General features: G+C 68.4%; 20 protein-coding genes and 1 pseudogene. 9 read left to right on the top strand and 12 right to left on the bottom strand.

Translation table 11 applies throughout. The features are described 5' to 3' along the window. Both AAW51_RS02480 and AAW51_RS02485 read right to left on the bottom strand, forming a co-directional pair. Entirely contained in the window at positions 1-1953 is a 1953-nt protein-coding gene (locus AAW51_RS02480; protein ID WP_053013269.1) for a TonB-dependent receptor plug domain-containing protein, read from the bottom strand. Between the two features lie 485 nt (positions 1954-2438). After that, positions 2439-3050, bottom strand: a complete 612-nt coding sequence (locus AAW51_RS02485; protein ID WP_047193357.1) for a hypothetical protein — start codon at positions 3048-3050, stop codon at positions 2439-2441. Positions 3051-3918: 868 nt separating this feature from the next. Between AAW51_RS02485 and AAW51_RS02495 the strand changes: the two genes are divergently transcribed. Beyond that, a complete protein-coding gene (locus AAW51_RS02495) occupies positions 3919-4224 on the top strand; it encodes an antibiotic biosynthesis monooxygenase family protein (protein WP_047193359.1) in 306 nt (101 codons plus the stop codon). A 40-nt stretch (positions 4225-4264) separates the two neighbouring features. Here the strand turns inward: AAW51_RS02495 and AAW51_RS02500 are convergent, their stop codons facing one another. After that, the gene (locus AAW51_RS02500; RefSeq protein ID WP_047193360.1) at positions 4265-5206 is read right to left on the bottom strand and encodes an alpha/beta fold hydrolase; all 942 of its coding nucleotides are present in this window, start codon (positions 5204-5206) and stop codon (positions 4265-4267) included. Between the two features lie 163 nt (positions 5207-5369). On the opposite strand from AAW51_RS02500, the gene AAW51_RS02505 reads away from it, so the two are divergent. Next, complete coding sequence (locus tag AAW51_RS02505) at positions 5370-6203, top strand: AraC family transcriptional regulator (RefSeq protein WP_047193361.1); 834 nt, start codon at positions 5370-5372, stop codon at positions 6201-6203. A 96-nt stretch (positions 6204-6299) separates the two neighbouring features. Here the strand turns inward: AAW51_RS02505 and AAW51_RS02510 are convergent, their stop codons facing one another. After that, the gene (locus AAW51_RS02510; RefSeq protein ID WP_053013270.1) at positions 6300-7328 is read right to left on the bottom strand and encodes a polysaccharide lyase family protein; all 1029 of its coding nucleotides are present in this window, start codon (positions 7326-7328) and stop codon (positions 6300-6302) included. A 116-nt stretch (positions 7329-7444) separates the two neighbouring features. Further along, positions 7445-9034, bottom strand: a complete 1590-nt coding sequence (locus AAW51_RS30595; RefSeq protein WP_083438019.1) for a glycosyl hydrolase — start codon at positions 9032-9034, stop codon at positions 7445-7447. Between the two features lie 309 nt (positions 9035-9343). On the opposite strand from AAW51_RS30595, the gene AAW51_RS02525 reads away from it, so the two are divergent. After that, positions 9344-10612 (top strand): MFS transporter, encoded by a 1269-nt coding sequence (locus AAW51_RS02525; protein ID WP_053013271.1) that lies wholly within the window; start codon positions 9344-9346, stop codon positions 10610-10612. 94 nt (positions 10613-10706) lie between these two features. Next, positions 10707-12185, top strand: a complete 1479-nt coding sequence (locus tag AAW51_RS27770) for an eCIS core domain-containing protein (RefSeq protein WP_053013272.1) — start codon at positions 10707-10709, stop codon at positions 12183-12185. A 41-nt stretch (positions 12186-12226) separates the two neighbouring features. Here the strand turns inward: AAW51_RS27770 and AAW51_RS02535 are convergent, their stop codons facing one another. Continuing rightward, positions 12227-13576, bottom strand: a complete 1350-nt coding sequence (locus tag AAW51_RS02535) for an HD-GYP domain-containing protein (protein ID WP_047193363.1) — start codon at positions 13574-13576, stop codon at positions 12227-12229. Between the two features lie 346 nt (positions 13577-13922). Between AAW51_RS02535 and AAW51_RS02540 the strand changes: the two genes are divergently transcribed. Next, positions 13923-15557 carry an MFS transporter gene (locus tag AAW51_RS02540; protein WP_047193364.1) on the top strand — a complete coding sequence of 545 codons (1635 nt, stop codon included), beginning with the start codon at positions 13923-13925 and terminating at the stop codon, positions 15555-15557. A gap of 130 nt (positions 15558-15687) precedes the next feature. Further along, positions 15688-16197, top strand: coding sequence for a hypothetical protein (locus AAW51_RS02545; RefSeq protein ID WP_053013273.1), 510 nt, complete (start codon positions 15688-15690; stop codon positions 16195-16197). 65 nt (positions 16198-16262) lie between these two features. Here the strand turns inward: AAW51_RS02545 and AAW51_RS02550 are convergent, their stop codons facing one another. Beyond that, positions 16263-16688 (bottom strand): hypothetical protein, encoded by a 426-nt coding sequence (locus tag AAW51_RS02550; RefSeq protein ID WP_047193365.1) that lies wholly within the window; start codon positions 16686-16688, stop codon positions 16263-16265. A 131-nt stretch (positions 16689-16819) separates the two neighbouring features. On the opposite strand from AAW51_RS02550, the gene AAW51_RS02555 reads away from it, so the two are divergent. From AAW51_RS02555 to AAW51_RS02565, 3 genes are all read left to right on the top strand, one after another. Next, positions 16820-17629: a helix-turn-helix domain-containing protein gene (locus tag AAW51_RS02555; protein ID WP_083438020.1), complete on the top strand. Its 810-nt coding sequence runs from the start codon at positions 16820-16822 to the stop codon at positions 17627-17629. A 49-nt stretch (positions 17630-17678) separates the two neighbouring features. Continuing rightward, positions 17679-18335, top strand: coding sequence for an FMN-binding negative transcriptional regulator (locus tag AAW51_RS02560; protein ID WP_047193367.1), 657 nt, complete (start codon positions 17679-17681; stop codon positions 18333-18335). Between the two features lie 942 nt (positions 18336-19277). Continuing rightward, a complete protein-coding gene (locus AAW51_RS02565; protein WP_047193368.1) occupies positions 19278-21314 on the top strand; it encodes a glycosyl hydrolase family 18 protein in 2037 nt (678 codons plus the stop codon). 112 nt (positions 21315-21426) lie between these two features. On the opposite strand, the gene AAW51_RS02570 is transcribed toward AAW51_RS02565, so the two are convergent. The 5 genes and pseudogenes from AAW51_RS02570 to AAW51_RS30605 form a co-directional block, all read right to left on the bottom strand. After that, a complete protein-coding gene (locus AAW51_RS02570; protein WP_047193369.1) occupies positions 21427-21669 on the bottom strand; it encodes a DUF1653 domain-containing protein in 243 nt (80 codons plus the stop codon). Positions 21670-21737: 68 nt separating this feature from the next. Then, positions 21738-22760 carry a zinc-dependent alcohol dehydrogenase family protein gene (locus AAW51_RS02575; RefSeq protein WP_047193370.1) on the bottom strand — a complete coding sequence of 341 codons (1023 nt, stop codon included), beginning with the start codon at positions 22758-22760 and terminating at the stop codon, positions 21738-21740. Next, a complete protein-coding gene (locus tag AAW51_RS02580; protein ID WP_047193371.1) occupies positions 22757-23131 on the bottom strand; it encodes a (2Fe-2S) ferredoxin domain-containing protein in 375 nt (124 codons plus the stop codon). Before AAW51_RS02580 ends, AAW51_RS02575 begins: the two co-directional genes overlap by 4 nt. Further along, a complete protein-coding gene (cobJ, locus tag AAW51_RS30600; protein WP_238947873.1) occupies positions 23128-24063 on the bottom strand; it encodes a precorrin-3B C(17)-methyltransferase in 936 nt (311 codons plus the stop codon). Before cobJ ends, AAW51_RS02580 begins: the two co-directional genes overlap by 4 nt. A gap of 189 nt (positions 24064-24252) precedes the next feature. Beyond that, positions 24253-24588: pseudogene (locus AAW51_RS30605) on the bottom strand (cobalamin biosynthesis protein); the annotation flags it as partial. Positions 24589-24630 lie beyond the last annotated feature (42 nt).

Genomic DNA, 24630 nt, shown 5'->3' on the forward strand with positions numbered 1-24630 from the left:
TCAAGGTTGGGTGCCCACGGTGAAGCGGGCACCGAGGTAGAAGAAGCGTCCGGCGGCCGGGCCGAAGTCACTCGGGTTGGCGAAATTGCGCTGCTGGTCGAACAGGTTGTCGATGCCGGCGAACAGCACCCGGCCCGGCGCCCAGGTGTGGTTGAACTTGAGATCGACCGTGGTCCAGGCGGGCGAGCGGGCGTCGCTCTCTTGGTCGACAAGCTCGTGGCCCTGGTAGCGGCCGCGCAGCGAGACGGTGCCCGACGGGTAGGCCGTCCAGTCCAGCCCCAGACGCAACACGTCGCGTGGGCGGCGGGTCAGCTCGCGCCCGTTGCTCAGGTCCTCGGTGTGCGTGCGGGTGTAGGCCGCGTTGAGGCTGAGGCCGGCTGCAGCGCGCCAGGTCAGTGCCGTTTCCAGGCCACGGGTACGGGCACGGGCCACGTTGCGGTAGGTATACGTGGCGATGCCGTCGACCACGGTCGCATGCCCGAGGTCGGTCTGGATCAGGTCGCGCACGCGGTTGAGGAAGGCGTTGGCGTCGAAGGTGAGCGTCTCGCCCCGGTGCAGCGTGGTGCCCAGCTGCAGACTGGTCGACGATTCGGGCTGCAGGTCCGGGTTGCCCTCCACGCGATAGCCGAGCGCGCTGTGGTCGAACAGATAGTGCCGCTCCTTCAGGTTGGGCACGCGGTAGCCCCGCCCGAGACTGGCGCGTAGCACGCCGCGCCACCTCTCGCCCTGCGGCAGCTGCCATCGCAGGCTGGCCTTCGGCGCGACATGGCTGCCGAAATCGGAGTCGTCCTGCCAGCGCACGCCCAGCAGCAGCTCCCAGCGGTCGTCGACGATGATGTCGTTCTGGGCGAACAGCTCGCGCGCGACGCGCTCCACCTCGCCTGCGGCCAATTCGCCGATGCCGTCCACTTGCTGGGCCAGCCGTTCGCGGTGCAGGTCGGCCCCCAGCTGCCAGAGCTGCCGGTGCCAGGCCGGCAGGTCGATCTGCAGGCTGGCATGGTCGGTGCGCAGGGCCGACTGCCGCTCGCCGGTCAGCGCCGCCGCCGAGTACGACAGCGTGTGGCTGTCGTAGCGCTCATGCAGGCCTTTGAGCTCGGCACGCAGCCCGCTGTCGAAACGCCAGCGTGTGCCGCCCACCACGCGTTCGCGCGTGATGTCTTCGGTCTTGCGTTGAGGCACCTGCACGGGCGGCACGAAGTAGTCGTAGCGCTTCTCGTTGTCTTCTCGATAGGTGCTGGCATCCAGCCACAGCTCGCTGTGTCGCTGGGGCAGCCAGCTGAGTCGGACGGCCGCCTGCTCACGTCGCACCGCGTCGCCCTGGCGCGTCCAGCCCGCAGGGTCGGCCGCGAAGCCGCGTGAGTCGTTCACATCGCCAACCAGCCGCAGCCGCCAGCGCTCGCTGCCGCCTTCGACACCGAGCAGCGCGTGTGTCATGCCGGGCTCGCCGGCCCGACCGGACGCGTTCTGATGCCCCCAGCTCCCGGCGTCGACCTGCAGTTGTGCGCGGGTGCCGGCTTCGATGCGCCGGGGGATCACGTTGACGACGCCGCCCATGGCCGAGCTGCCGTACTGTGCCGATGCCGCGCCCTTGACCACCTCGATGCGCTCCACGTCCACCAGCAGGTACTGGCTCAGGTCCACGGTCGAGCTGGTGCTGGCGCTGATGGGCAGCCCGTCGATCAGCACCAGCACATGGTCGCTCCCCAACCCCTGCAGCGACAGCTCGAAGCCCGACTTGCCATGGATCTCGCGCAGTTGCAGGCCCGGCACGTTCTCGAGCGCCTCTTTGAGGCTGCGGGCGTGGGTGCGGGCCAGTTCCTCCGTGCCGACCACCTCGGTGCGAACCGGGCTGTCGTCAGCCGGCTTTTCGCTGCGGGTGCCGGTCACCACGAAGGGCTGAAGCCGGCGCACTTCGGGTTCGGCGGCGAGGGCCGCGTTGCCGCAGCTGGCCAAGGAAGCGGCGTAAAGACTGGCGGCCAGGCCGGCCCGAGTGACAAGGCGGGTGCTGGTGGGGGACGATAGAAGTGGAAGGGGCGGCATTGCGAACACGACGAGAATGATAATCGTTCGCATTTGCAGCGCAAGCGGTTTTTGGGGCACCACGTGGTGACTCGGCGCGGGTGTCGGTCGGCGGCTGGCCGCCAACCGATGTGGTCGCGCGCGTGCGAGAAAGGAGGAACGACACCTCAGCAGGTCGTTGCAAGACCGACCAAGACCGCGAGCGATACAGCGACCTTGGCGAGAGGCACTCCGAGGCCGTCCCGGTTCGATCGGCCACGCCGTGGCGGCGCTGCAGCCGAACTCAAGCGGAGCCTGGCCGTACGCCTCATCCGACAATGCGTTTCGACAGGAGGGGCCCGCTTGGGCCTATTCGGTCCGCTTGCGGAGCCTGCCGCTCGTCGGCCACCACGCCGCAGCGGCCCCGCAGTCGCATCGGGTCAGTCCGATCGGCGTGTGACTTCGCTGCCGGGAGGCGCTTCGGCCGAGGGCAGGGCGTGGGGGACGACTGGTTCCCCTGCATCCGCCCGCAAGGGTCGGGCTGTTTCGACGGGCATGGACGACAGCACCAGGCGCGCCTCGTTGAGCCACTCGCGAGAACTGCGGCTGCTTCCATGGTCCGCCGGCAAGGCGTGGCGCTCCAGCAGCAACTGCACCTCGGCCTCGAGGCACTGCAGGCTGCCGTTGAGTTGGCGCCTTTCGAGGACCGGGTACACGTCCCGGGACTCCGCGGTGACCAGGGCAGCGACGGTGCTGCGGAAGCGCTTCAGCCGGTGGTCGGACCGTTCGCCCTCATGCGCTGGCAATGCCAGGTCGGCCAGGGCGCGCTTGAGGGCGCCGTAACGTTTGCCAAGCTGATCCCAGTGCGCTGGAGTTCCCTGCATCAGCGACACGTCGGCGAGCACGCGTTCGCGCACGGCAATGAGCCCTGCGGCTGACAAAAGCAGCGCTTGGCGGGCAGGTTCTCGCTGGTGGAGCGGCGCTTTGGCGGCGTGAACCGCTTTACCTTCGACGTCTTCCAGTTGCCAGCGAAGCAACTTCGCGAGCTCCATTGATGCAGGCACTCCCCTTCTACGAGACGGTTCAGTATCTCCTGGCACGTTCGGCAGGTCGGTAAGCAAACAATAAGGCGTCGTACAACTTCCTCTTCAGCCGTTGCGCAACGCGCGTGCCTGCTACGGCACGCAGATCAGGCCCCACGGCCCTTTCGTCTTCGACGAATCCGACAAATGCCACAAAAGTGCGGGCGGAGATTGTGTCTGAATGAAACATTGATGGTCGCCCGGTAGTAATCTCCGTTACGCAGACCCCGCGACCGCGGGAGACGCCCAGCCTCCCGCCGACACGCCCCTTGGGCGCACGGCAGCGGGGCGACCGGAGGGGGCTTGTGGCGCCAGCCGGGCTCACTCGACGAGGCCTTATGGATCGACATGCATTTCCTGTGGCCTGCTGGCTGACGGTGTTGCGCTTCCCGCAGCCCACCGTGTCTCGGCTCAACGCAGGCCGTGCACTCCACGGCACCAACGCTCGCCCTCTCGGCGCTGCGCGGCGGCCCTGTTCGCCTGCTGGTGTGTGAGCGATGTTGCCCCGCACGCGTCAGCCGATCGGCACCCTCTGGCGTGTGGTCTTCACCGAACTCAGTCCGCGGGGCAACGTCGCCTGTCTCGGCCCTTGGCACCCTGAGCGGGAGCGGGTCGAGGCGTGGGTGGTCTGGTTCCGGGCGCGGGGAATGCACGCGGTGCTGCAGAGCAGTGAAGCGGCCGGCATCCGCCCGCGCGGCCCGGGATAGCGAGCGCGGTCGAGCGCATCGCCTGCCTCGCCCGTGGTCGGCCGACTTGTGGTCTTGCTCCCTTTGTCCTCGCCGCGTCGGTCCTGTGCAACGCGCGCACGACAATCAGGCACTCATCGAAAGCAGGTGCCATGGTCCTCGAAGTCGCTCTTCTTCAAGTTCGCCCCGGCCAGGAGGCCGAGTTCGAGACGGCCTTCCGACAGGCGCAACTCATCATCTCGTCGATGTCGGGCTACCTCACGCACGAGTTGCAGCGCTGCATCGAACGGCCGAACGAGTACATCCTGCTGGTGCGCTGGCAGTCGCTGGAAGCGCATGAGGTCGGGTTTCGGCAGTCGGCCGAATATCAAGAATGGAAGCGCCTGCTGCACCACTTCTATGAGCCGTTCCCGGTTGTTCTGCACTACCGGGCGGTTCAAGGGGTGGTCGGCGCCTGACCGCTGCGCCTGAGCCGCCCACCCCCTGCACGCAGGCCCCTCAGCGCTTGATGAACTCCAGCAGGTCCTGGTTCAGGCGATCCTTGTGCGTGTCCGTGATGCCGTGCGGGGCGCCGGCGTACTCGACCAGGCGGGCGTTTCTGACGAGTCGGGCGGTCGCGCGACCGGTGGTGGCAATCGGCACGATCTGGTCGTCGTCACCGTGGACGACCAGCGTGGGCTTGTCGATCTTCTTCAGGTCTTCGACGAAGTTGGTCTCGGAGAACGCCTTGATCGAATCGAAGGTCGGCTTGTGCCCCGCCACCATCCCTTGGCGCCAGAACGAATCGATCAAGCCTTCGGACGGCTTCGCGCCGGGTCGGTTGAAGCCGAAGAAGGGGCCGCTCGCCAGGTCCTTGTACAACTGCGCGCGGTTTTCCAGCGAGCCCTTGCGCAGCCCATCGAAGACGTCCATCGACACACCCTCCGGGTTGGTTGGCGTCTTGACCATGATGGGCGTGACCGCACTGACGAAGACCACCTTCGCGACCCGGCGCGTGCCATGCCGACCGATGTAGCGCGCCACCTCGCCACCGCCGGTCGAAAAGCCCACCAGCGTGGCGTCCTTCAGATTCAGGGCCTCGATGACGGCGGCCAGGTCGTCGGCGTACTGGTTCATGTGGTGGTCGTTCCACGGTTGGCCGGAGCGGCCATGGCCGCGGCGGTCATGGGCCACCACGCGGAAACCGTGGTCCGCCAGGAACATCATCTGCGACTCCCAGCTGTCGGAGTTGAGCGGCCAGCCGTGGCTGAAGATCACCACCGGCCCCTCCTTCGGACCCCAGTCCTTGTAGTACAGCGGCGTGCCGTCGCGGGCGGCGATGTAGCTCGCTCCCAGCGCCGCGACGCCTTTCGGGACGGGCTGTGCAGCAGACTGCGCCTGTGACGTCAGGGCGGCCATGGCAAGGGCCGAGACGGTGAAAAGCTTGGCAAGACGGTTCATGGTGGCTCTCCGGTTCAGTGGTTGTGACAGGTGGTGGGCCGCCGCATCGAACCCCCGGTCGGGAAGGTGGGTCAGTGCGTCGCGACGGACAGGACACACTGTGCCCGGGTTCGACGTACGATATGACGCATTCAATACGCATTTCTTGATCAGGAGTTCAGACATGGTGGATCGACTCGCGGCGCTGCTGGATCACTTCTCGGTCCGCGCGCGCACCTTCCACGCCGGTCTGCTGTGCGGCATCAACGCGCTGGAGGCCGACGAGCCTTACGGCCAACTGCACCTGATCCGGGACGGGGAGGTCGAGGTGCGCCATGGCCTGCAAACGGCCGTGCGCATCACGCAGCCCAGCCTGTTGCTGTATCCCCGTCCGATGGCCCACGGGTTCATCACGGACCGCCAGCAGGGCGCGAACTTCGTCTGCGCGCATGTGCAGTTCGAAGGCGGGGCGGCCAACCCCATCATGGCGGCCCTGCCGGCGTTCGTCTGCATGCCCCTTGATCAGTTGCCCGGTTGCGAGCCGGTGCTGCAGGTGCTGTTCACGGAAGCCGAGTCGACCTACTGCGGCCGTCAGTCCATGCTCGACCGCTTGTTCGAAGTGGTGCTCATCCAGATCCTGCGCCAGCTGATGGAGCAGCGCCAGGTCCAGCCGGGCATGCTGGCCGGCCTGGCGCACGATCGGGTGCGCAAGGCGATGGTGGCGTTGCACGAGGCGCCCGAGCGCGATTGGTCGCTCGAAGCGTTGGCGGTGCAGGCGGGGATGTCACGTACGACGTTTGCCAACACGTTTCGGGACATCGTCGGCCTGACGCCGGGTAGCTATCTCCAGCGCTGGCGCATCGGCCTGGCGCAAAAGATGTTGCGCCAAGGCCGTTCGCTCAGGCTGATCGCCGAAGCGGTGGGGTATGGCAGCGAGGCGGCCTTGTCGCGGGCCTTCCGTGCGCAGACCGGCTCGTCCCCGAGGGAGTGGCGGAAGGCGGCGGCGGGGGCGAGCTGAGGCCGGGGCCGGGACCGGCCCTCACCGCCGTTGCCGGTCTGCATACGCTGGCGAGGGTCCGTGCTGCGAACGCTGGGGCGCCGCGGCCCTCAGCGACTACTTGCTGCAGTCGTCCTGGCCCTTGGCAATACAGAAGCGATCGAAACGCACCGATTCGTCCCGCAGCGCGTCGCGCTGGCTCAGGCTGCGGTACAGGCCCCACTTGGGCCGCACGAAGCTCGCACCGTCACGCCACAGGTCGAGCTTGGCGCTGTAGCGCCACAGCACCTTGCCGTCCGCCAGGTTGCGAAGGATGAGGGTATAGCTGCCGTTGCTGCCGTAGGTCATGCGTTCGTAGGCGTCGATCCAGCGGCCCTTGAACCCGGACAGCGCTTTCTGATCGAGCACGTTCCGGTCACCATCCGAATCGACGTGGATCAGCTGCAGTTGGTCGGTGCGCCCCGCGCGGGGTGTCAGCGTGAGGATGGGAGAGCCGTCGTCGCCGTCGACGGCCTTGATCTGGTGGATGTGGCTGAAGCTGCTCGACGGCTGGAAGCCCTTGTCGAGTTTGAAGCGCCAGCGGTAGGTCACCGTGTCGCCCTTGAAGCCCTTGAGGTAGTCGTCAGAGGGGCCGTACACCTTGATCTCGTTGCGCTGCCGGTCGGCCTTGGTGCAACGGTCGTCGTCCGGGTCGACGTGCAAGGTGAAGACGAACGCGGCCTTGCCGAGTTCGGCGTCGTGTGCCTGGGTGATGTGAGGCCCGAAGCGGGGGTGGGCGCAGTCGGGCGTCTCGGCCGCATTGCCACCCAGCACGCGGTTGATCAAGGTATAGGTATCGGTCCTGCCGTCCGCGATCAGCCGGCGCGCGCCGGCGCGCTCGGCGGCAGGCTGTGCGCGGCTGCCGTCGTCATCGGCTGCCGGGGAGGCAGCTTCGGCGCTGCCGGCCTGCGTTGTTTGGTTCGGCGCTGCGGAGTCCTGCGTTGCTTCGGCACTGCTGCCGGCGTCCGCGTCGTCACTGTCGGGGGACTCGGCGCCATGCGTCGCCTGCGCGGTGGCGGGCGTGTCGTCCGTGCCGCCGCCACAGGCGGCCAAGGTCACGGCACAGGCGAGGGCGAGCATGTGCCACGAGAGGCGGGTGTTCTTCATCGTGCGTCTTCCTGAAGGTCGGTCGGTGGCGTGCGGGGCACGCTAGGCGATGAAATCGAACGCCGCGGCGTCAAGGGCGCTGCTGGCTGCCCATGACGCCGCTTCGCGTCCTGCGATCAGCGCGGCAGTTCGTCGAGGGTGATGACGCGCGGGTTGTAGTAGGTGTCCTTGATGGCCTGGTCGCTGTTGTTCTGCTGCAGCCCGTAGGACCAGATCATGAAGAACGTCATGTCCCGCAGGTTCTCGATCACCGATGCCGAGGGTACGTGGAAGCTCTCGCCGATGCCCATCGGCTTGCCGCCCGCCTGGGCCCGCAAGGCCTCGTAGTAGCTCATGTTGTAGTAGCCGTCGCCGTAGCAGTCGAGCGACGCCACGTCGAAGTAGTCGCTGCCCGGGTTGTAGTCGGCATAGTTGGTGCTGAGATCCTGCACGTTCCATTCCCAGATCAAATTGGTCAGGCCCTTGACCTTCACCATGTAGTCGCGGGTGATCTGGTACAGACGGCGGGTGCCGTTCGGCCCGGTCCGCCCGCCCCACCAGAAGTTGCCCTGGTTCATCTCGTGCAGCGGCCGCCACATCACCTCGACGCCCTTGTCCTCGAGGTATTGCAGGTAGACCGCGACCTCGTCCATGCGGGCCTTCCACTTGCGGTTCAGCTCGCCGCCGTCGGTGATCAGGTCGTTCCACTGCTGGTCGGACAGATGGCTCTTGATGCCGCCTTCCCAGCCGCAGCCGTCGTCCTGAGTCGGCGGGCAGACGTGCCACATCAGGTTGACCAGCGCGCCGGCCTTGAATTGCCGCTCGGCTTCGTGGACGACCTCCCAGCGCATGCCGTCGTTGCCGTGGAAGTTGAAGTCACCGCTCCACAGCCCGGGCAACTTGCCCGTGATGTCCTTGACCTTGTTGGTGTAGGTCGTGACGCCGGTGCCGTCCTTCTGGTCGTTGTGCTGGCCCGCGACGATGGACTTGCCGGAGATGCTCTTCAGGTAGTTCAGCGTCTTGAAGCCGACCTGCTGGGTGACCTTGGTCACCTTGTAGGAAGAGACCAGGTTGTCGAAGCCACGGCTGGCGAGTTCGGGCGCGTCACTCGTGAGGGACAGGCTGCGGCCGGCCGACTCTGAATGTTCATAGAGGTCGACCCGGTAGCCCTTGGCCACCTTCACCGAGGAGATCCTGTCGTTCCACGCTGCGCCCACGTAGGTGGACCCCTCGTTGCTGCAGTAGGACTCGCCTTGATGGTTGGCGTCGGCGTAGAAGCAGACGGCGCCACTTGTGGCCGGCGGCGGGGGTGGCGGCGCAGGAGGCTTGGGCGGCGGGGGCGGCGGCGCCGTAGGCGGCGGCGGCGGAGCAGGCGGCTTCGGTGGCGGAGGCGCAGGCGGCTTCGGCGCTGGAGGAGGGGGGGGCGGAGGCGGAGGCGGCGGAGGCGTGGACCCCGCCGAACAGGAGTCGACCCAGTTCCACAGCGACTGTGCGTCGGCCGGGTTCCAGTTCGCGCCGACATAGGCGGTGTGTCCCACCAGCGCCTTGTAGTTGCCGCCCTTGTATGACACGGCCTGGCCAGCCGTGTAACTCACGCCTTCGGCCCAGGCGGGGTTACAGGCGGACGCGGCATGAGCCGATGACCCCCAACAAGCGGCCGCGGCGAACAGCGTGGCGACGGCGAGAGGCAAACGGTGTCGCAATGCGACGGCGGGCGGCGTGTCCATACGTCTTAGATCTCCATCCTTCTAGGTTGTGTAGGCGCGCCGCGATGCAGTAACGAGTGCGCTGCGCGCTCGAGCCTCCGCATCGTCTTCGCGCGGCCGTCGCGACGTCCAACGGTTTTTCAGCTCGAAACCAAAGATGCAGCTACATGCGTACCGAGGTGTGTGTGAGGGCGTGTGTGGCAGGTTCACGTAAGCGTCGGCTGCTGCCGTTCAAGGCCGCGGCATGTGCCGCTCATCGGCCGGCATGCCGCCGCAGGGACCGACAATGGCCGGCCCGTCTTCGCATCCCGACCACCGGACGTTTACCCCATGAACCACACGCTGCAAGCCCAGGCACGTCGTCACGTCGCATTGCTGGCCGTCGCGCAGGCCCTGCTGCTGACCGTCGTCGTCGGTTGCATGGCGGTCAGCGGTCTGGCAGGACAGCTGCTGGCGCCGGACGTGTCGCTCGCGACCTTGCCGATTGCCGCCTTGGTCGTCGGGCCGTTCCTGGTCTCATGGCCGGCTGCCCTGTTGATGGAGCGGCACGGCAGGCGCTGGGGGTTCTGGGCCGGGGCCGGCCTTTGTGCCGCCGGGGCCCTGGTCTCGGCCCTGGGCGCGGGGCGGCGCGACTTCTGGGTCTTTTGCCTCGGCCATTTGTTGCTGGGCGGGTTTCAGGGTTTCGGCAGCTACCACCGGTTTGCCGCGATGGAGGCGGCCACCGAGGAGGGACGCGAGCGGGCCATGTCGTGGGTGATCGGAGGCGGCGTGGTGGCGGCGCTGGCCGGCCCTGCGCTGGCCCACGCGACCCGCGCCCTCGGCCCGGTGGACTTCACCGGTGCCTATCTCGCGATGGCCGCCTTGTCTTTGGCCTACGCACTGGTCGTCGGCCAGGTCCGGCTGGCGAAGCCGACCGGCACCGTGGCCGGGATGCACCGGGGACGTCCGCTGGTCGAGATCCTGCGGACGGGCGGTGCCGGCAAGGCGATGGTCACGGCGGCCAGCGCCTACGCGGTGATGGTGCTCGCGATGACGGCCACGCCGCTCGTGATGGTCAACTGCGGTCTGGGTGCGGCCGACGCCCGCTCGGTGATCCAGTGGCACGTGCTCGGCATGTTCGTCCCGTCGTTCTTCACCGGCCGTTTGCTCCAGCGCTTCCAGGCCGAGCGGGTCGCCTTGGCGGGTGTCGTGTTGTTGAGCCTGCACGTCGCCATCGCTGTGTCGGGTCTGGCGCTGTGGCAGTTCGGCTCGTCCCTGGTGCTGTTGGGCGTGGGGTGGAACTTCGCCTTTCTCGGCGGCACGGCCTTGCTCGCGCAAACACATCGACCGCAGGAGCGAGCCAAGGTCCAGGCCTGCAACGAGTTGATCGTCGCCGGTGTGTCGGCCTTCGCGTCGCTCTCGTCCGGCTGGCTGTTGCACCGCCTCGGCTGGCAACAGCTGAACCTGGTCCTGCTGGTGCCGCTCGTGGTGGCCTCGATCACGCTGCTGCCGGCCGTGCGCAGGGCGAAGCCGTCCGCCGCGGCGGCTGTAGCGCCGGCTGCCTCCGGCCGACACCCCCAATACTTGGGATGGTGCGCCGGTGTGAGGCCCGCAGAATGACGGGTCAACTGTCGAGGCGCGTCGCTTCGACCCTGTATCGCGAGGCTCTCGCCAGCCTCGGGCCCGCGCCTTCTCGAGCCCCTCGGAGTTGCCCATGCAAACCTTGTCCGATTTGTGTTTCGGCGCGCCCGACCGCGGCTTTCCGCTGCCCGATCGAGTGCGCCGGCCGATGGAACAGCTGTTCGGCACGAACTTCGAGGCGGTGCGCATCCACATCGGCTCGCAGCCGGCGGCGCTCGGTGTGCCGGCGTTCAACCACGGCAGCGACCTGTACTTCGCGCCCGGGATGTTCAACCCCGACACATCCGACGGGCGGCGCCTGCTTGGGCATGAACTTGCACATGTGCGGCAGCAGCAGCAAGGCCGGGTGCCGGCCGGCAGCGACGGCGCGCAGGTGCGGTGGCTGGTCGACTTCGAGTTGGAGGCGGAGGCCGATCGGATGGGCGCACTCGCGGCCGGAGAGCCGCTGCTTGCGCCCGGGCCGGCCCCACTCGTGCACGGCCCGGGCACCTTTCAATGGCAGGCGGTACAGGCCACGCTGAAGTTCCGCGGCGCCGATGGCCAGGTGCGCGAGTATCACGACGCCGAAGTGGCCTACCGCGACATCCTCAACAACGTCTCGGGCGGCTTCCACAGCTTCTTCCTGCATGTCAAACGCGAGATCCTCCCCATCCTCAGGGAGTGGATCAGCGCGCAGGGCGGCGACGATCCGCAGGCCTGGGAGGCGCGCAGAAAGATGGGCCAGCAGCGCCACATCCTGGAGTTCGGCGATTACACCAACATGGCCCGCGCGGTGATGGGGGAGTTTCTGTCGCGTGAAGCGCTGGACGGAACGGAAACCCGCTTGGCGGGCGAGACCCGCGAGTCGCCCTATATCGCCAGCCACCTGGCCGCGCTCCTCGACAAGGTGCGCATGAAGGTCTCGAGTCCGAGTGCGCCCAAGGTGTTGGCGTCGCTGCTGGACGAAAAGGCCAACCTGAAGCTGCCCTACCAGCCTCTGTACAAAAAGTCGGGCGCCAACATCGCCCGGGTCTTGAAGCAACCGGACGCGTATTACTTCGAAGACCGCATCATCACGCTGCACGACGTCAGCGACTTCCTCAAGAGCAACTTCAAGTCGGCCGTCGAGGTGCCACCCGAGCAGAGCAAGGGCACCCATTTCCGCATCAACGAATTCGGCAAGCCGGAGTACAGCCGCTCCATCATCAGCGACACGACCGATTTCCGCTACAAGCCGGGGCGCGGCGAGCCGGCGCGCTATACCTTGAAAGAGCACAGCGGTTTCGTGATGGCCGCGCGCGTGCAGGGCATGCCGATCTGGGCCGGCCCGTCGTTCACGACCGGTCGCCTGATGCGCATGGCCGAATGGGCCGGTGCGAGGCCGCAGGAGTATGAAGCGCTGGCCTGGGCCATCTTTGCCTTCTGGAACCAGTGCTACCCGCCCTCGTCGACCTGGGTGCACCGGTTCCACGAGGTGATGGACATGGCGCACAACTGGGGTGTTCCGTTCGTGCCGTTCACCTATCCTCGCGCCATTCCGCCCAACGCCGGGTCGCTCAGGTCAAGGCTTTGAGCGCGGGGTGCGGAAAAAAGTAGAGCCGGCCCGTTTGGTCGTCAGGCAGATGCCCGCTGCACCGCGGGGCTCGCCACTTCCTGCACCGCCGAGCGTGCCGCGTCCTTGCTCTCCTCGACGAACTGGAGGGCCAGCGCCGCGTCCGCCGGCGGCAGGCGCTCCAGGCGCAAACGCGTTTCGCGCTTCACTTCGTGCATGCGCCACTCGATCTCGCGCAATACGATGTCCACCTCGAACTGAACCTGCGCGTCCATCGCCGCCAGGCGTTCGCGCAGCTCCTGCGGCCCCAGCGTGTTGAGGCCGGTGCTCGAGAACGCGAGCCGGATGCGGCGCCCGCGGTCCACGGTGTGCTGCATCAGTTCCCTGAGCCCGGGGCTGCTGCTGCGGATGCGCTCCTCGATGCTGTCTTCCAGCGGCCGCAAGCGGCCGAGTGTGGTGTCGAGGAGCGCAACGCGCTGCGCCAAGGTTTCGATCGCACTCTGCGGGGCCGCTTCCTGCTCCGCCGGCGCCGTGGCACTCCGACGGATGGCCTGCGCGACCCGGGCGAGCAGGTGGCGGTTGAACTCGCCGGGAATGAGCTTGACCGCGACGCTCGCGCGCTCCGCCGGGCTGCGGCCTGATTCGATCAGGCCCATCAGCATCTCCGCCAGCGCCAGCACCTGCCCCGACAAAGGCAGCTGTGTACCGCGCAGGCCCTGCGGGTAGCCGAAGCCGTCGAGACGCTCGTGGTGGCACAGCACCGCCTCGGCCACTTGTGGACCCGCGCCCGGCATGTCGCGCAGCAGGTGCGCGGCCACGATCGGGTGCGCGGCAATGTGTTTCCACTGCTCGGCGGTGAGCCGCGAGCGGGCGTTGAGGATCGCCGGATCGATGTACAGCTCACCGACATCGTGCAGCAGGCCGGCCACCATCAGCACCTGCTGCCCGTCGCCGCTCCCGGCCCCGGGCAGGTTGTGCTGCATCGACGCGCCCATCAGGCTGACGCCGACGGCATGCTCCAGCTTGTGCGGCCCCTGCGCCGCATAGACGCTCAGCATCGATTCGGTCGACGACGTCAGTCGTAACGCCTGCAGCGCCGCCGTGACGCGCCGCGCGTCGACGCTGCCGCAGACACTGGCGAGCAGCGCGTGGCGATCGAGCAAGGCCTCGGCCACCTGGTCGAGCTGCCGCAAGGCCACGCCGTCGATCACGCGCACCGAGGATTCCAGCGGCTTGCGCAGCTTGTGCTGCAGCAAACGCTCCTTGGCGTTCGCGTCGATGCGGGTGCCCTTGGCCAGCAGCTTGATGCCGTTGCCGGACATGATGTCTTCGGCCGCCTCGACGCCCGCGGTCTCGGCCACCGCGACCACGCGGTTCAAGTAATGCTCGTTGACAACCAGCGTGTCGGTCATGGATGCGCTCCCTCAGGCCTTTTCTCACGCCAATCAAGGCGTACGAGACTATCGGCATCGCAGGACGGAACTTGAGAGGGGGGCTGCGGGGCCGCCGCGGGCGAGCCGGCCCGTCGAGAAACTCGTCACGAATGCCGGCGCCAGGCCGCCGAACTGGTGGCGGTCTGATCGTCAGCAGCGGCTGCCCACGGCATGGCGGCACGGGCGCGCGGCGGCGCGGCGGCGGCGATGTGCGAGCAGGAATCGAGCGTTTGCGTCGCGAGAGCATGCGACCGCCGTCCAAGCGCGACGCCGCTTCGGGGGACAATCCGCCTTTCCCCTGTCCTGGCTCCGCTCGCTCCGTCTCATGTTCCACCGCCCCGTCCCCTTCTGGTTGGGAACCCTGCTGATCACCGCCGGCGTGCTCGCTCATGCGCCGATGTTCCTGATGGGGCAATACACGCAGTGGCAGATGGTCGGCATGGAGATGAGCCTCGAGATGTGGGCCGGCATGGCGCTGATCCCCGTTGGCGTGCTGCTCGCCTGGCGAGGTCTGTTGCCGGCCGACCAGGGGGTGGGGGCCGGCAGTGCGGCCGCGCCGCACTTCCATCTGGCCGATGGTGTGCCCCTCAACCGCGAGCACTGGAAGCTGGTCGTGGTGCTGGTCGTCACGCTGGCCATCGACGTGATGAAGCCGGCCACGCTCGGCTTCGTGATCCCGGGGCTGAGCCGCGAATACGAGCTGCCGCGTTCGCAGGCCGGGTTGCTGGCCTTGTTCGCGTTGACCGGCACCACGGTGGGGTCGGTGGTCTGGGGGCGCATCGCCGACCGCATGGGCCGTCGTGCCGCCATCCTGCTGTCGGCACTGATGTTCATCGGCACGGCGATCTGCGGTGCGATGCCGTCGTTCGAATGGAATTTGGCGATGTGCTTCCTGATGGGCGCATCCGCCGGCGGGCTGCTGCCGATCACCTTCACCCTGATGGCCGAGACCGTGCCGGCGCGCCACCGCGGCTGGCTGCTGGTGGCCTTGGGCGGCATCGGCACGTCGGCCGGCTACCTGCTGGCGTCGGGCGCCGCCGCCCTGCTCGAGCCGCTGTTCAGCTGGCGGGTGCTGTGGCTGCTGGGTCTGCCGACCGGCGCCGCCATCATCTTCCTCAACCGCTACATCCCCGAGTCGCCTCGCTTCCTCTCGGCGATGGGGCGTCATCTGGAAGCGGTGGCCGTGCTGGCCCGTTTCGCCGGCAACCGGCGGGGCCTCGAGCCGGACGACGACGCCCATCCGCCGCCCGAGCCGATCGACGAGAGCCACCCGGTCGCCACCGTGCGCCAACTGCTGCAAGGGCGGCATGCCGGCATCACCTGGGCACTGCTCGTCTGTGGCACGGGGTGGGGTTTGGTCAACTTCGGCTTCCTGCTCTGGCTGCCCTCGAATCTGCGCGAACTGGGGGTCGACCCGACGGCGGCCAGCGCCTTGCTGGCCAAGTCGGCCTTCTACGGGCTGCCGGCGATCGCCCTGGTGATCTGGCTCTATGACCGCTGGAGCAGTTTCAAGACGCTGATCGTCTTCTCGGCCTTGTCGACGCTGACGCTGCTCGGCTTCGCGGCGCTCGGCCTGTGGCAGGTGCAAGCGCCGTGGATCACGCTGGTCGCGACCGTCATGTTGCTGGTCAGCGTCAGCGGCGTGATCGCGATGCTCATTCCTTACGCCGCCGAGATCTATCCGGTGCATCTGCGCGGCACGGGTTCCGGTGTCATCGCGGCCAGCTCCAAGTTCGGCGGCATCCTGGGCGCCGGGCTGGCGGTGGTCGGCTTCTTCGACCACTTTGCGCTGTCTGCCGCACTGTTGGCGCTGCCGATGGCCGCGGCCGCGGTGCTGCTGTGGCGCAGCGGCATCGAGACGCGGGGCTTCAAGCTGGAGGAGATCCAGCGCGCGCTGGCTTCTCCGGCGGCCGTCGCCGCACCTATCGTGCGGCGCGCATCGGCCGGCGACCGCGAATAAGCGGGCGCCAGGCGGCCTTGCGTCGGCCTGCTGCAGAAAGAACCGGGCGCCCGGCGCGGGCGCTCTATTTGCAGGGGTTGGAACATGCCGGCCTGTCCGAGGCCGGCACCCGACGTGAGGAGTTCAGCACATGAGCGAACGCAGCGACGAGACGTCCCGACCCGACGCAGAGGGCTCGCAGAATCCGGTGAAAAAGTTACTTGGGGACCGGCCGGTGGCCGCGGCCGGCGCCGGCCTGGCGGGCGCGGCGCTCGGCGCCGCCGGCGGCATGATGGCGGGCCCGCTGGGCATCGTGCCCGGCGCGGCGGCGGGAGCCGCCGCAGGGGTCACGCTGGTGCAGGGCGTCGACACGCCGGCCGAGGACGATTACGACGTCCAGCATTGGCGGGAGCTGCATGCTCGGCAGCCTGCCACCGGGCCGCAGCGCAGCTACGAGGACTGCGAGAGCGCTTACCGTTATGGCCACTCGGCGGCCGCCCGCTACCCCGACGCCACCTCGTGGGACGAGCTCTCCGACCAGCTCGCCTCGGGCTGGATCGACTCGAATGCCCGCTCCCCGCTGGCGTGGGGCGAGGCCGAGCCCTTGGCACGCACGGCTTGGGAACAGGCGCGGGCGCAGCGCACCGCGGCCGGACACTAACGCCGCGCGGACTGGCAAGACGCGGCACCGGCGGCCAGCGCCGTCCTTGCCGCGCCGCCGGCCGGCTACGTTCGAGGTGCGGAACGCGCCGCGGCCGCGTTCCCGCCCGGCGCCACCACCGCGGCGAGCACGGCGGGCAGCAGCACCGAGACGATGTCCACCTTCGCACTCTCCCAGCCGCACCGGCCGGCCAGCAGGTCGACCACATGGACGGCGGCGTGCAAACCCAGAAACAGCGCGGCCACCAGCGCCGCCGGTGCACCGGCCGGCGACCAGGCGCGCCATGCCAGCCCGACGCTCGCGGCCAGATAGGCCACGCCGATGTCGTGGATGAAATGCAGGTTGAACGGGCCTCGCAGGGCCACGCCGGGCACGCTGTCGTACCACCATCGAGGCAGGGCCAGCATCAGTACGGCATTGGCCGCGAAGCTGGCCGACAGTGTCACGGTCAGCACGCGGTGCAGGGTGGGGGGCAGGTGGAGGTGTCGCATGCTCGCTAGACGGACGGGCCGGTCGGGTTGTGACAGTGGCCAGGACCGACCGCGTACCGCCGGGCCGGCCCCGGCACCCGAGGCCGGCCGATTACAGTCGAGTTCCTTGCGCTGCTGTTCGGAATTCGACGATGTCACTGCTTTTGTCGTCTGCCCCAGGTCACTATCAGGAGCACCCCGCCGCGCCAGGGGCGGACGCCTGGGTGGAGGCTTGCTGGACCTATACCGCGACGCGTGCCGGCGAGCAGTTGGTGACGGCCGACGGCCGCATCGACGTGCTGCTGAGGGCCCGCCTGGACCCAGACGGTTTGCTGAGCCGGGCCAGCCTGTGCCTGGTGGGGCCGGCGGACCGTTCTGCCCGCATTCCCGTGGCCCCCGGCGACTTCCTGGCAGGCCTGCGGTTTCGCCTGGGATGGGGTGCGATCTGCCTCGGGCTGCCCGCGGCATCGCTGCGCAACACATGGGTGGCTGATGCGTCCGCGCGCGAGCGGCTCGGCGCGAAGGCGGCGCCGTTGCTGACCGCGCTGCACGCAGAAGCGGCGGTGGCCGCCTTGCAACGGCTCGGCGAGCAACTCGGCGAAGGTGTCGCCTTGCAGCCGTGGCAACGGGACGCCCTGACGCGCATGGCCGCGTTGCAGGCGGACCTTGGAACCCTGCACAGCGCCGACCGGTCGCGCTCCGGGCGCCGCCACGCGCTCGCGCTTGCCGGCATGCCGTTCGCGACGCTCGCACGGGTGCTGCGGTTCCAGCATGCGATGCGGCTCCTGGACGAGGGGCCTGATCAATCGCTGGCCGAACTCGCCTGCGTCGCGGGCTATGCGGACCAGTCGCACCTCTGCCGGGACTTCCGCAGGTTCGGCGGCTACACGCCGCGACGCCGGGAGGCGGCGCCACCGACATGGCGGCATCGAGGCCGGGTGGCCGTCTCGTTCAAGACGTGATGCACGCCAGCGCCGAGACTGCGGGCATCGCCTTGCACGAGCGCACCGCATGTACATCCGAGACTTGTTTGCTCAACACGACCGCGACACCCTGCGTGGTTTCATACGGTCCTGGCCGCTGGCCACGCTGGTCTGCGCGCAGGGGTCGCAGCCGGACGTTCATCTCTTTCCGCTGCATCTGGTGCCCGGCGCGCAGGGTGAACCGGATCGCCTGAGAGGGCACTGTCCGCTGGGGCATCCATTTCTCGACAGCGCCCGACAGGCCCCCGAAGTGCTGGCGCTGTTCCAGGGCCCCAACGCGTACATCTCGCCCAGGTGGTACGTCAACGGCCAGCGCAGCCGGTCGGTGGCGCCCGGGTGGAACTATGTGGCAGCCCAGGCGCGAGGGCCGATCGCCGTCATCCACGACGTCTCGTTTTTGAGGGGCCATCTCGAAGCACTGGTCCTCCAGCAAGAGTCCGGCAGGGCCCAGCCGTGGTCATTGGAGGACGCGGCGCCCGACTTCCTCGACGCGGCGCTGCAAAGGCTGGTGGGGTTCGAGATCGAGGTCCGCTCGTTGCAGGGCCATTGGTTCTTGTCGCAACAACGCACCGCGGCGGACCGCACCTCGGTGGCGACACATCTTTTGCTCGAAAACAACGGTGTCGCAAGAGAACTGGCGCCGTGGGTGGTGGCGCCGGCTCTTGAGGACGCGGTGGACGGCTGAACCGGCGCCGCCATCCGGTCGACGTGAGCCGCAAGCTGCGGCCGCTCTGCGGGCCGGGCGCGGGCAGGAGCGATAGCGGCGCGGAATTCCCCGCGCTTGCGCAACACATCACAACATCTGCCGCAAGGTATGCCTTACCTTGCGACCCCCTGGCAGGCGTTGCGGTTGCAGTGCCTGCTAGGGCGCACTGCATTTCCGCATGAAAGAGCCCGCCGCTCCCGGCCGGTTGCAGCGCTCATGTGACGCGGTGACACCGCATACCACCGACACGCTGAAGCACCAGCGCCAAGAGGGCGACGAGCCCCTGCCGCGGTGCTCTATGAGAGCCCGGTAGGTGTCGTCCCAGCGGCGCACCGGCATAGGACAGCGACCGCCTGAAAGGCGCCGGGACTTCGCCCACTCGCCAAGTACAGGGCCTCTTCCGCCTCTCTGGAAAGACCCTTCCAAACCCCTCGCACCTGTCGTCTTGGCGACACCTTCCGTTTCAATTGCCTGTGGCCGCCCCGTAACTGGTACGTACCATTTCAATACCAAAAGAAGATCACTTGGAGAACTGGTCCTGTTGCCGGTTCCCTGGCAAATCGCCCAAGGGGCAACGGGAGGAGGCGGGCACCGGTGTGCCGGCCTTCGAGCAAGGAGACACGTTCATGTATCACCGCGCGGTCCTCGCGGCTCAACTTCGCCCCCCGGTCCCCCCCGCCGGTTACACGCGCGGAAAGGACGACGACGCTGTTCGCCCTCGCGGCAGCCGTTGTCCGACCCCACCCGGCGTGCCGTGATGCAGGCCGGGCTGCGGTTGAACTGACCCCAGCCACCGGTGCGGCACCGAGGTGCCTCGCCGCCAGCCCTGGCCTCTCGGCCTCCCCCCGTTTTCCCATGCTGCCCGGCCGGTGCCGGGCGGGCAGCCGTTTCACTACCACTCTTATCCGTGGAGACCTTTCAATGAGAACCCCTGTCCGACTCTTTGCCCTGGCCGCCTTCGCGGTGACCGGCGGCGCCCACGCCTACGACTGCAGCGGTCTGCCGCAGTGGGCCGCCGCCGACGTCTATACCGGTGGCAAACAGGTGCAATTGAACCAGCAGGCCTACCAGGCCAAATGGTGGACGCAGAACCAGAGCCCGGCGTCGAATTCCGGCGAATGGGACGTCTGGAAGAAGCTCGGTGCGTGCGACGACGGCGGCGGTGGTGGTGACGACAAGACGCCGCCCTCGGTGCCGTCGGGCCTGAAGGCCGGCAACATCGGCGCCACCAGCATCACGCTGGGCTGGTCGGCTTCGACCGACGCCGGCAGCGGGCTGGCGGGCTACGACCTTTACCGCGGGGGTCAGCTGGTGGCCTCGCCCACCGGCACCTCGCACACCGACACCGGCCTGAAGGCCGGCACCAGCTACAGCTACACCGTGCGCGCCCGCGACAAGGCCGGCAACGCCTCGGCGCAAAGCGCGGCGCTGCTCACCAGCACCGCCAGCGGCCCGTGCACGACGGCGCCGACGACGCCGACCGGGTTGACCTCGCCCTCGCACACCAGCAACAGCGTGAACCTGGCCTGGAAGGCCGTGGCGGCCGGCCCGAACTGCACCGTGCAATACCGCGTGCTGCAAGGCGGCAACACCGCGACCCAGGTGCCGGGCACCACCGCGACCGTCGGGTCGCTGCGGCCCGACACGTCCTACAGCTTCACGGTGCAGGCTTACAACCAGGCCGGATCGTCCCAGCCCTCGGCACCGGTGACCGTGCGCACGGACAAGGGTGACCAGGCCGGCGGCGGCCAGAACGTGCTGGGTTACTTCGCACAGTGGGGCATCTACGGTCGCGGCTACACGGTCAAGAACATCGAGACCAGTGGCTCGGCACCGCTGCTGACGCACATCAACTACGCCTTCGGCAACGTGCGCGACAACAAGTGCGAGGTCGGCGTCACGATGCCGTCGAACGCCGACACCGGCGCGGGTGGCGACGCCTTCGCCGACTACACCAAGTCCTTCGCGGCCGACCAGAGTGTCGACGGTGTCGGCGACACCTGGGACCAGAAGCTGCGCGGCAACTGGAACCAGCTGAAGAAGCTGAAGGCGAAGTATCCGAAGCTGAAGGTGCTGATCTCGCTGGGCGGCTGGACCTACTCGCGCGGCTTCTCGAGCGCCGCGCGTCCGGAGAACCGCGCCGCCTTCGTCAAGAGCTGCATCGATGCCTACATCAAGGGCGATCTGCCGGTGGTGGAAGGTGCTGGCGGCCCGGGCGCGCTGGCGGGGGTGTTCGACGGCATCGACATCGACTGGGAATACCCGGTGGCATGTGGGCTGTCTTGCGGCAAGCCGGAGGACAAGGAAAACTTCACCGCCTTGCTGGCCGAGTTCCGCAAGCAACTCGACGCGGTGCGGCCCGGCCTGCTGTTGACGATCGCGGCACCGGGTGGGGTCGACAAGATCCGCGTGATGGAGACGAACAAGATCCACACGTATCTCGACTTCATCAACGTGATGACGTACGACTTCCACGGCGCCTGGGACCCGACCACCAACTTCCACTCGGCGCTGTACGGTGCCTCGGGTGACCCGTCGACTGGCGACTCGAAGTTCTACAACACCAACGACTCGTTGAAGGCCTTCCTCGACGCCGGCGTGCCGGCCCGCAAGCTGCACATCGGCATCGGTTTCTACGGCCGCGGTTGGACCAACGTGCCGAACGCCAACAACGGGCTCTACCAGACGGGCACCGCAGCGCCGGGTACTTACGAGGCTGGCATCGAGGACTACAAGGTGCTGAAGAACCTGAACTGGCCGAGCTTCGTCGACCCGCAGAGCCGCGCTCAGTGGATCTACAACGGCACCACGTTCTGGAGCTTCGACACGCCGGCGCAGATCACCGAGAAGATGGGCTACGCCAAGTCGAAGGGCCTGGGCGGCGCGTTCTTCTGGGAGTTCACCGGGGACGACAGCCAGGCGACGCTGCTGAAGGCGATGCGCAACGGGCTGCGTTGACGCGCGGAGTGTTGTGATGAAAAGGCCGCGGGGCGGAGGCGCCGCGGCCTTTTTTTATGCGCAGTGTCGAGGCTGAGGGCGAGGGCGGCACCGCCAGCCCAAGCCCGCGGCATCAGTCCTCAATCTTCTCGAAGCGCGGCCGCCACTGGCCCTCATGCTCGACCTGCTCGAAAAACATCGCGTGCGGCCGCACCCAGTAGCCGGTGTCCGGATCGAGCTGGCGGTACACCACCAGCGGCTCCTCCGTCTCGCTGTGACGGGCCATGCAGATCACCTCATACTCGCCGCCGCGGTAGTGGCGGAAGCGGCCGAGCGGTGTTTGGGGAAGCGGCTGCACCGGAGGATGCTGGGCCATGCGGCGGGTCCTTTCGAAGCGGGATGTGGGCAGGGGCTGCGGTCCGAAGGCCGGCCTTGCCGCCGGCCTCAGGCGACATCGATCACGATCTTACCGACGTGGCGACCCGCTTCCAGCAGGCGGAAGGCGGCCGGTGCGTCGTCCCATGCAAAACGCGCCGCAACATGGGGCTGGAGTTGGTGCTGCTGCACAAAGGTCAGCAGCTCGGCCAATGACCTGGCACTGCCGACGTAGAGGCCGTGCAGGGTGGCCATCTTGGTGATCAGCTGCAGGTACTCCATGGAGTCGTAGGTCCAGCCGCCGAGGCCGCCGATGACGGCGACCTGTCCCCTGAAGGCCAGCGCGCGCAGCGATTCGCGGATGGTCGCGTTGCCACCGAGTTCGAGCACCAGGTCGACACCGCGCCCACCGGTCGAGCGCAACACTTCTTCCGACCAGTCCGGGCGTTCCAGGTAGTTGAGGGTCACGCCTCCCGGCGTTTGGAGCGTGGCGGCCTTGGCGGCGTCCGAGCTGATCAGCACCGCCTTGATGCCGCTCGCCGCAGCGAGCCGGGCGGCCCACATCGCCACGCCTCCGGTGCCCTGGATCAGCACCGTGGCACCGGCCTGCAGGCGGGCTGTTTCGAACAGGGCCACCCAGGCCGTCACGCCGGCGCAAGGCGCACAGGCCGCGGTGGTGTGCGAGACGCCAGCAGGGATGCGGACCAGCGCGCGATGGTCGACCACCACTTCCTCGGCCAGCCAGCCATCGACGTTGCAGCCCGCCGTCACCGCGATCGCCTCCGGTGTCGGCTCACCGTCGTGCCAGTGAGGAAAGAACGAGCCGACGACCGGGTCGCCGACCGCCCAGGCCGATGCCGCCGCGGGACCGACTTCGACCACGGTGCCGGCACCGTCCGAGCAGGGCACGACCGGGCGGTCCGGCGGTGCCGGATAGTCGCCGCGGCAGATCAGGATCTCGCGGTAGTTGAGCGAGACGCTGCGCACCGCCACCCGCACCTGATGCGGCTCGAGGGCAGAGCGCGGGCGGGTGGTCGCCTCCAGCGAGGCCAGGCCCTGCCCGGGTGTGAGCTGGTAGGCGCGCGGCGTCACGCCACCTCCTGCCCGGGCCCGCGGTGGAACACCAGTTCCTCGACCACCTGACCGCCGACCAGGTGTTCGGCGATGATCCGGTCCATGTTGGCCGGTGTCACGTCGTAGTACCACACGCCATCCGGCTGCACGCACATCACCGGCCCGCCTTTGCAGGCGGCAAAACAACTGACCCGGCTGCGCTTGACGCGCAGCGCGCCCTGGTCAAGCCCGGCGGCCTTGAACTTCTCGCCCAGGCTGTCGAACAAGGCCTGCGATTCACCGTGCTCGGTGCAGCGTGTGCCGACGCACACGAGCAGATGCCGGCGGTAGTCGCCGATCTTGGGTTTCTCGACGCGGCGCGCCGTCAGGGGCAAGGGGCTCTCGTTCATGCTGCTTCCTCCGCCTCGGCGTCGGGGGCCGGGGCTGTCGTGTCGGGGGCCGCCGCGAGCGTGGCGGCGATGTAGTCGGCGGGCAGGCGATGGCGCGCGGCCAGCGTCGCCACGCTGTCGCCGCGCGCCTGTGCCTCGCGCAGTTGCTGCAGCCAACCGTCCAGCCCGGTGGAGAGCGACCGCCCGGCTCGCTCGCCGTCGCGTGGCGCTGCTCCCGCGCCGGCCAGATCGTACTTGTGTGTGTAGCCGCGCGGCGTGACCATCAGCCCGTCGCGCACGAAGGTGTGGCTGTTGCCGATCAACACCGTGCTCAACATGCCGATCTCGCAGTCGGCCATTTGCTGCAGCGTCGTGAACTCGATACGTTCGCGCCGGCGGTAGGCCGACTTGACCACCACCACCGGTGTGTCGGGCCGCCGATGCCGCAGCAGCAGGTGTTGCGCCTCGACGATCTGGCGGGTGCGCCGGCCGCTCTTGGGGTTGTACAACGCCACCACGAAGTCGGCCGACCCGGCGGCGTCGAGGCGGCGTGCGATCACGGGCCACGGCGTCAGCAGGTCCGACAGCGAGATGGCGCAGAAGTCGTGCGTCAGCGGCGCGCCGACGAGGGCCGCGCAGCTGTTGAGGGCCGAGGCGCCCGGCACCACCTCGACCTGCACATCATCGCCCTGCGGCTGCCAGCCGGCCTGGAACAGCACCTCGTAGGTCGGCCCCGCCATGCCGTACACGCCGGCGTCGCCCGACGAGATCAACGCCACCCGCTTGCCCGCCCGCGCGGCTTCGAGCGCACTGACGGCCCGGTCCAGCTCCTCGGTCATCGACTTGCGGATGACCTCCTTGCCGTCGAGCAGATCGGCCACCAGCTTGATGTAGGTCACGTAGCCGATCACGGTGTCGGCTTCCGCGATGGCCTCGCGGGCGCGGCGGGTCATGTGATCGGCATGGCCCGGGCCGATGCCCACCAGCGTGATCTTGCCGCGCGCGGGTGGGGGGAGGGTGTGCCGGGCAGGTGTTTCGTCTTCGACATTGCTGGGGGCGGTTTCGACACCGGCGACCATGCGGGCCAGCGAGACGGTGGCATGTCGGCCGTCGGGCCCGCGCAGCTTGTGTTTTTCCACCAGCAGTGCGGGCGCGTCCGCGCCGGCCGCCAGCAAAGCGGCGGCTTCGGACACCGACGGCGTGCCCATGTGGCGCAACACCGCGTCCGACGGATGGGGCACGGCCACCTCCGCGAGCGCGGCGGGCGCGTACCAGCGCACCGGGCAGCCCAAGGTCTGCGCCAGCTGCAGCAGGCCGGCTTCGTCGGCCTTGGCATCGATGCTCGCGAGGGTGGTGACCTGCGAGCGCTGCAGGCCCGCCAGGGCCAGGGCTTGGTCGAGCGCGGCCAGCAGGGTCTCGAACGGTGTGCCACGGTCGCAGCCGAGACCGGCCGCGACAGGGCATGAGGGTAGGGTCATAGCAAAACCTCCGTGCTGTGCACTGGGTGCGAGCCCGTTCGG

The organism is Caldimonas brevitalea, assembly GCF_001017435.1.
GTDB lineage: Bacteria > Pseudomonadota > Gammaproteobacteria > Burkholderiales > Burkholderiaceae_C > Caldimonas > Caldimonas brevitalea.

Bases quoted from the DNA above. Each gene is read 5' to 3' on its own strand.
- AAW51_RS02485 (WP_047193357.1), bottom strand. From the start codon at position 3,050: ATGGAGCTCGCGAAGTTGCTTCGCTGGCAACTGGAAGACGTCGAAGGT.
- AAW51_RS02555 (WP_083438020.1), top strand. From the start codon at position 16,820: ATGTCACTGCTTTTGTCGTCTGCCCCAGGTCACTATCAGGAGCACCCC.
- AAW51_RS02505 (WP_047193361.1), top strand. From the start codon at position 5,370: ATGGTGGATCGACTCGCGGCGCTGCTGGATCACTTCTCGGTCCGCGCG.
- AAW51_RS02570 (WP_047193369.1), bottom strand. From the start codon at position 21,669: ATGGCCCAGCATCCTCCGGTGCAGCCGCTTCCCCAAACACCGCTCGGC.
- AAW51_RS30595 (WP_083438019.1), bottom strand. From the start codon at position 9,034: ATGGACACGCCGCCCGCCGTCGCATTGCGACACCGTTTGCCTCTCGCC.
- AAW51_RS02580 (WP_047193371.1), bottom strand. From the start codon at position 23,131: ATGAACGAGAGCCCCTTGCCCCTGACGGCGCGCCGCGTCGAGAAACCC.
- AAW51_RS02510 (WP_053013270.1), bottom strand. From the start codon at position 7,328: ATGAAGAACACCCGCCTCTCGTGGCACATGCTCGCCCTCGCCTGTGCC.
- AAW51_RS02535 (WP_047193363.1), bottom strand. From the start codon at position 13,576: ATGACCGACACGCTGGTTGTCAACGAGCATTACTTGAACCGCGTGGTC.
- AAW51_RS27770 (WP_053013272.1), top strand. From the start codon at position 10,707: ATGCAAACCTTGTCCGATTTGTGTTTCGGCGCGCCCGACCGCGGCTTT.
- AAW51_RS02495 (WP_047193359.1), top strand. From the start codon at position 3,919: ATGGTCCTCGAAGTCGCTCTTCTTCAAGTTCGCCCCGGCCAGGAGGCC.
- AAW51_RS02500 (WP_047193360.1), bottom strand. From the start codon at position 5,206: ATGAACCGTCTTGCCAAGCTTTTCACCGTCTCGGCCCTTGCCATGGCC.
- AAW51_RS02540 (WP_047193364.1), top strand. From the start codon at position 13,923: ATGTTCCACCGCCCCGTCCCCTTCTGGTTGGGAACCCTGCTGATCACC.
- AAW51_RS02560 (WP_047193367.1), top strand. From the start codon at position 17,679: ATGTACATCCGAGACTTGTTTGCTCAACACGACCGCGACACCCTGCGT.
- AAW51_RS02550 (WP_047193365.1), bottom strand. From the start codon at position 16,688: ATGCGACACCTCCACCTGCCCCCCACCCTGCACCGCGTGCTGACCGTG.
- AAW51_RS02525 (WP_053013271.1), top strand. From the start codon at position 9,344: ATGAACCACACGCTGCAAGCCCAGGCACGTCGTCACGTCGCATTGCTG.
- AAW51_RS02565 (WP_047193368.1), top strand. From the start codon at position 19,278: ATGAGAACCCCTGTCCGACTCTTTGCCCTGGCCGCCTTCGCGGTGACC.
- cobJ (WP_238947873.1), bottom strand. From the start codon at position 24,063: ATGACCCGCCGCGCCCGCGAGGCCATCGCGGAAGCCGACACCGTGATC.
- AAW51_RS02545 (WP_053013273.1), top strand. From the start codon at position 15,688: ATGAGCGAACGCAGCGACGAGACGTCCCGACCCGACGCAGAGGGCTCG.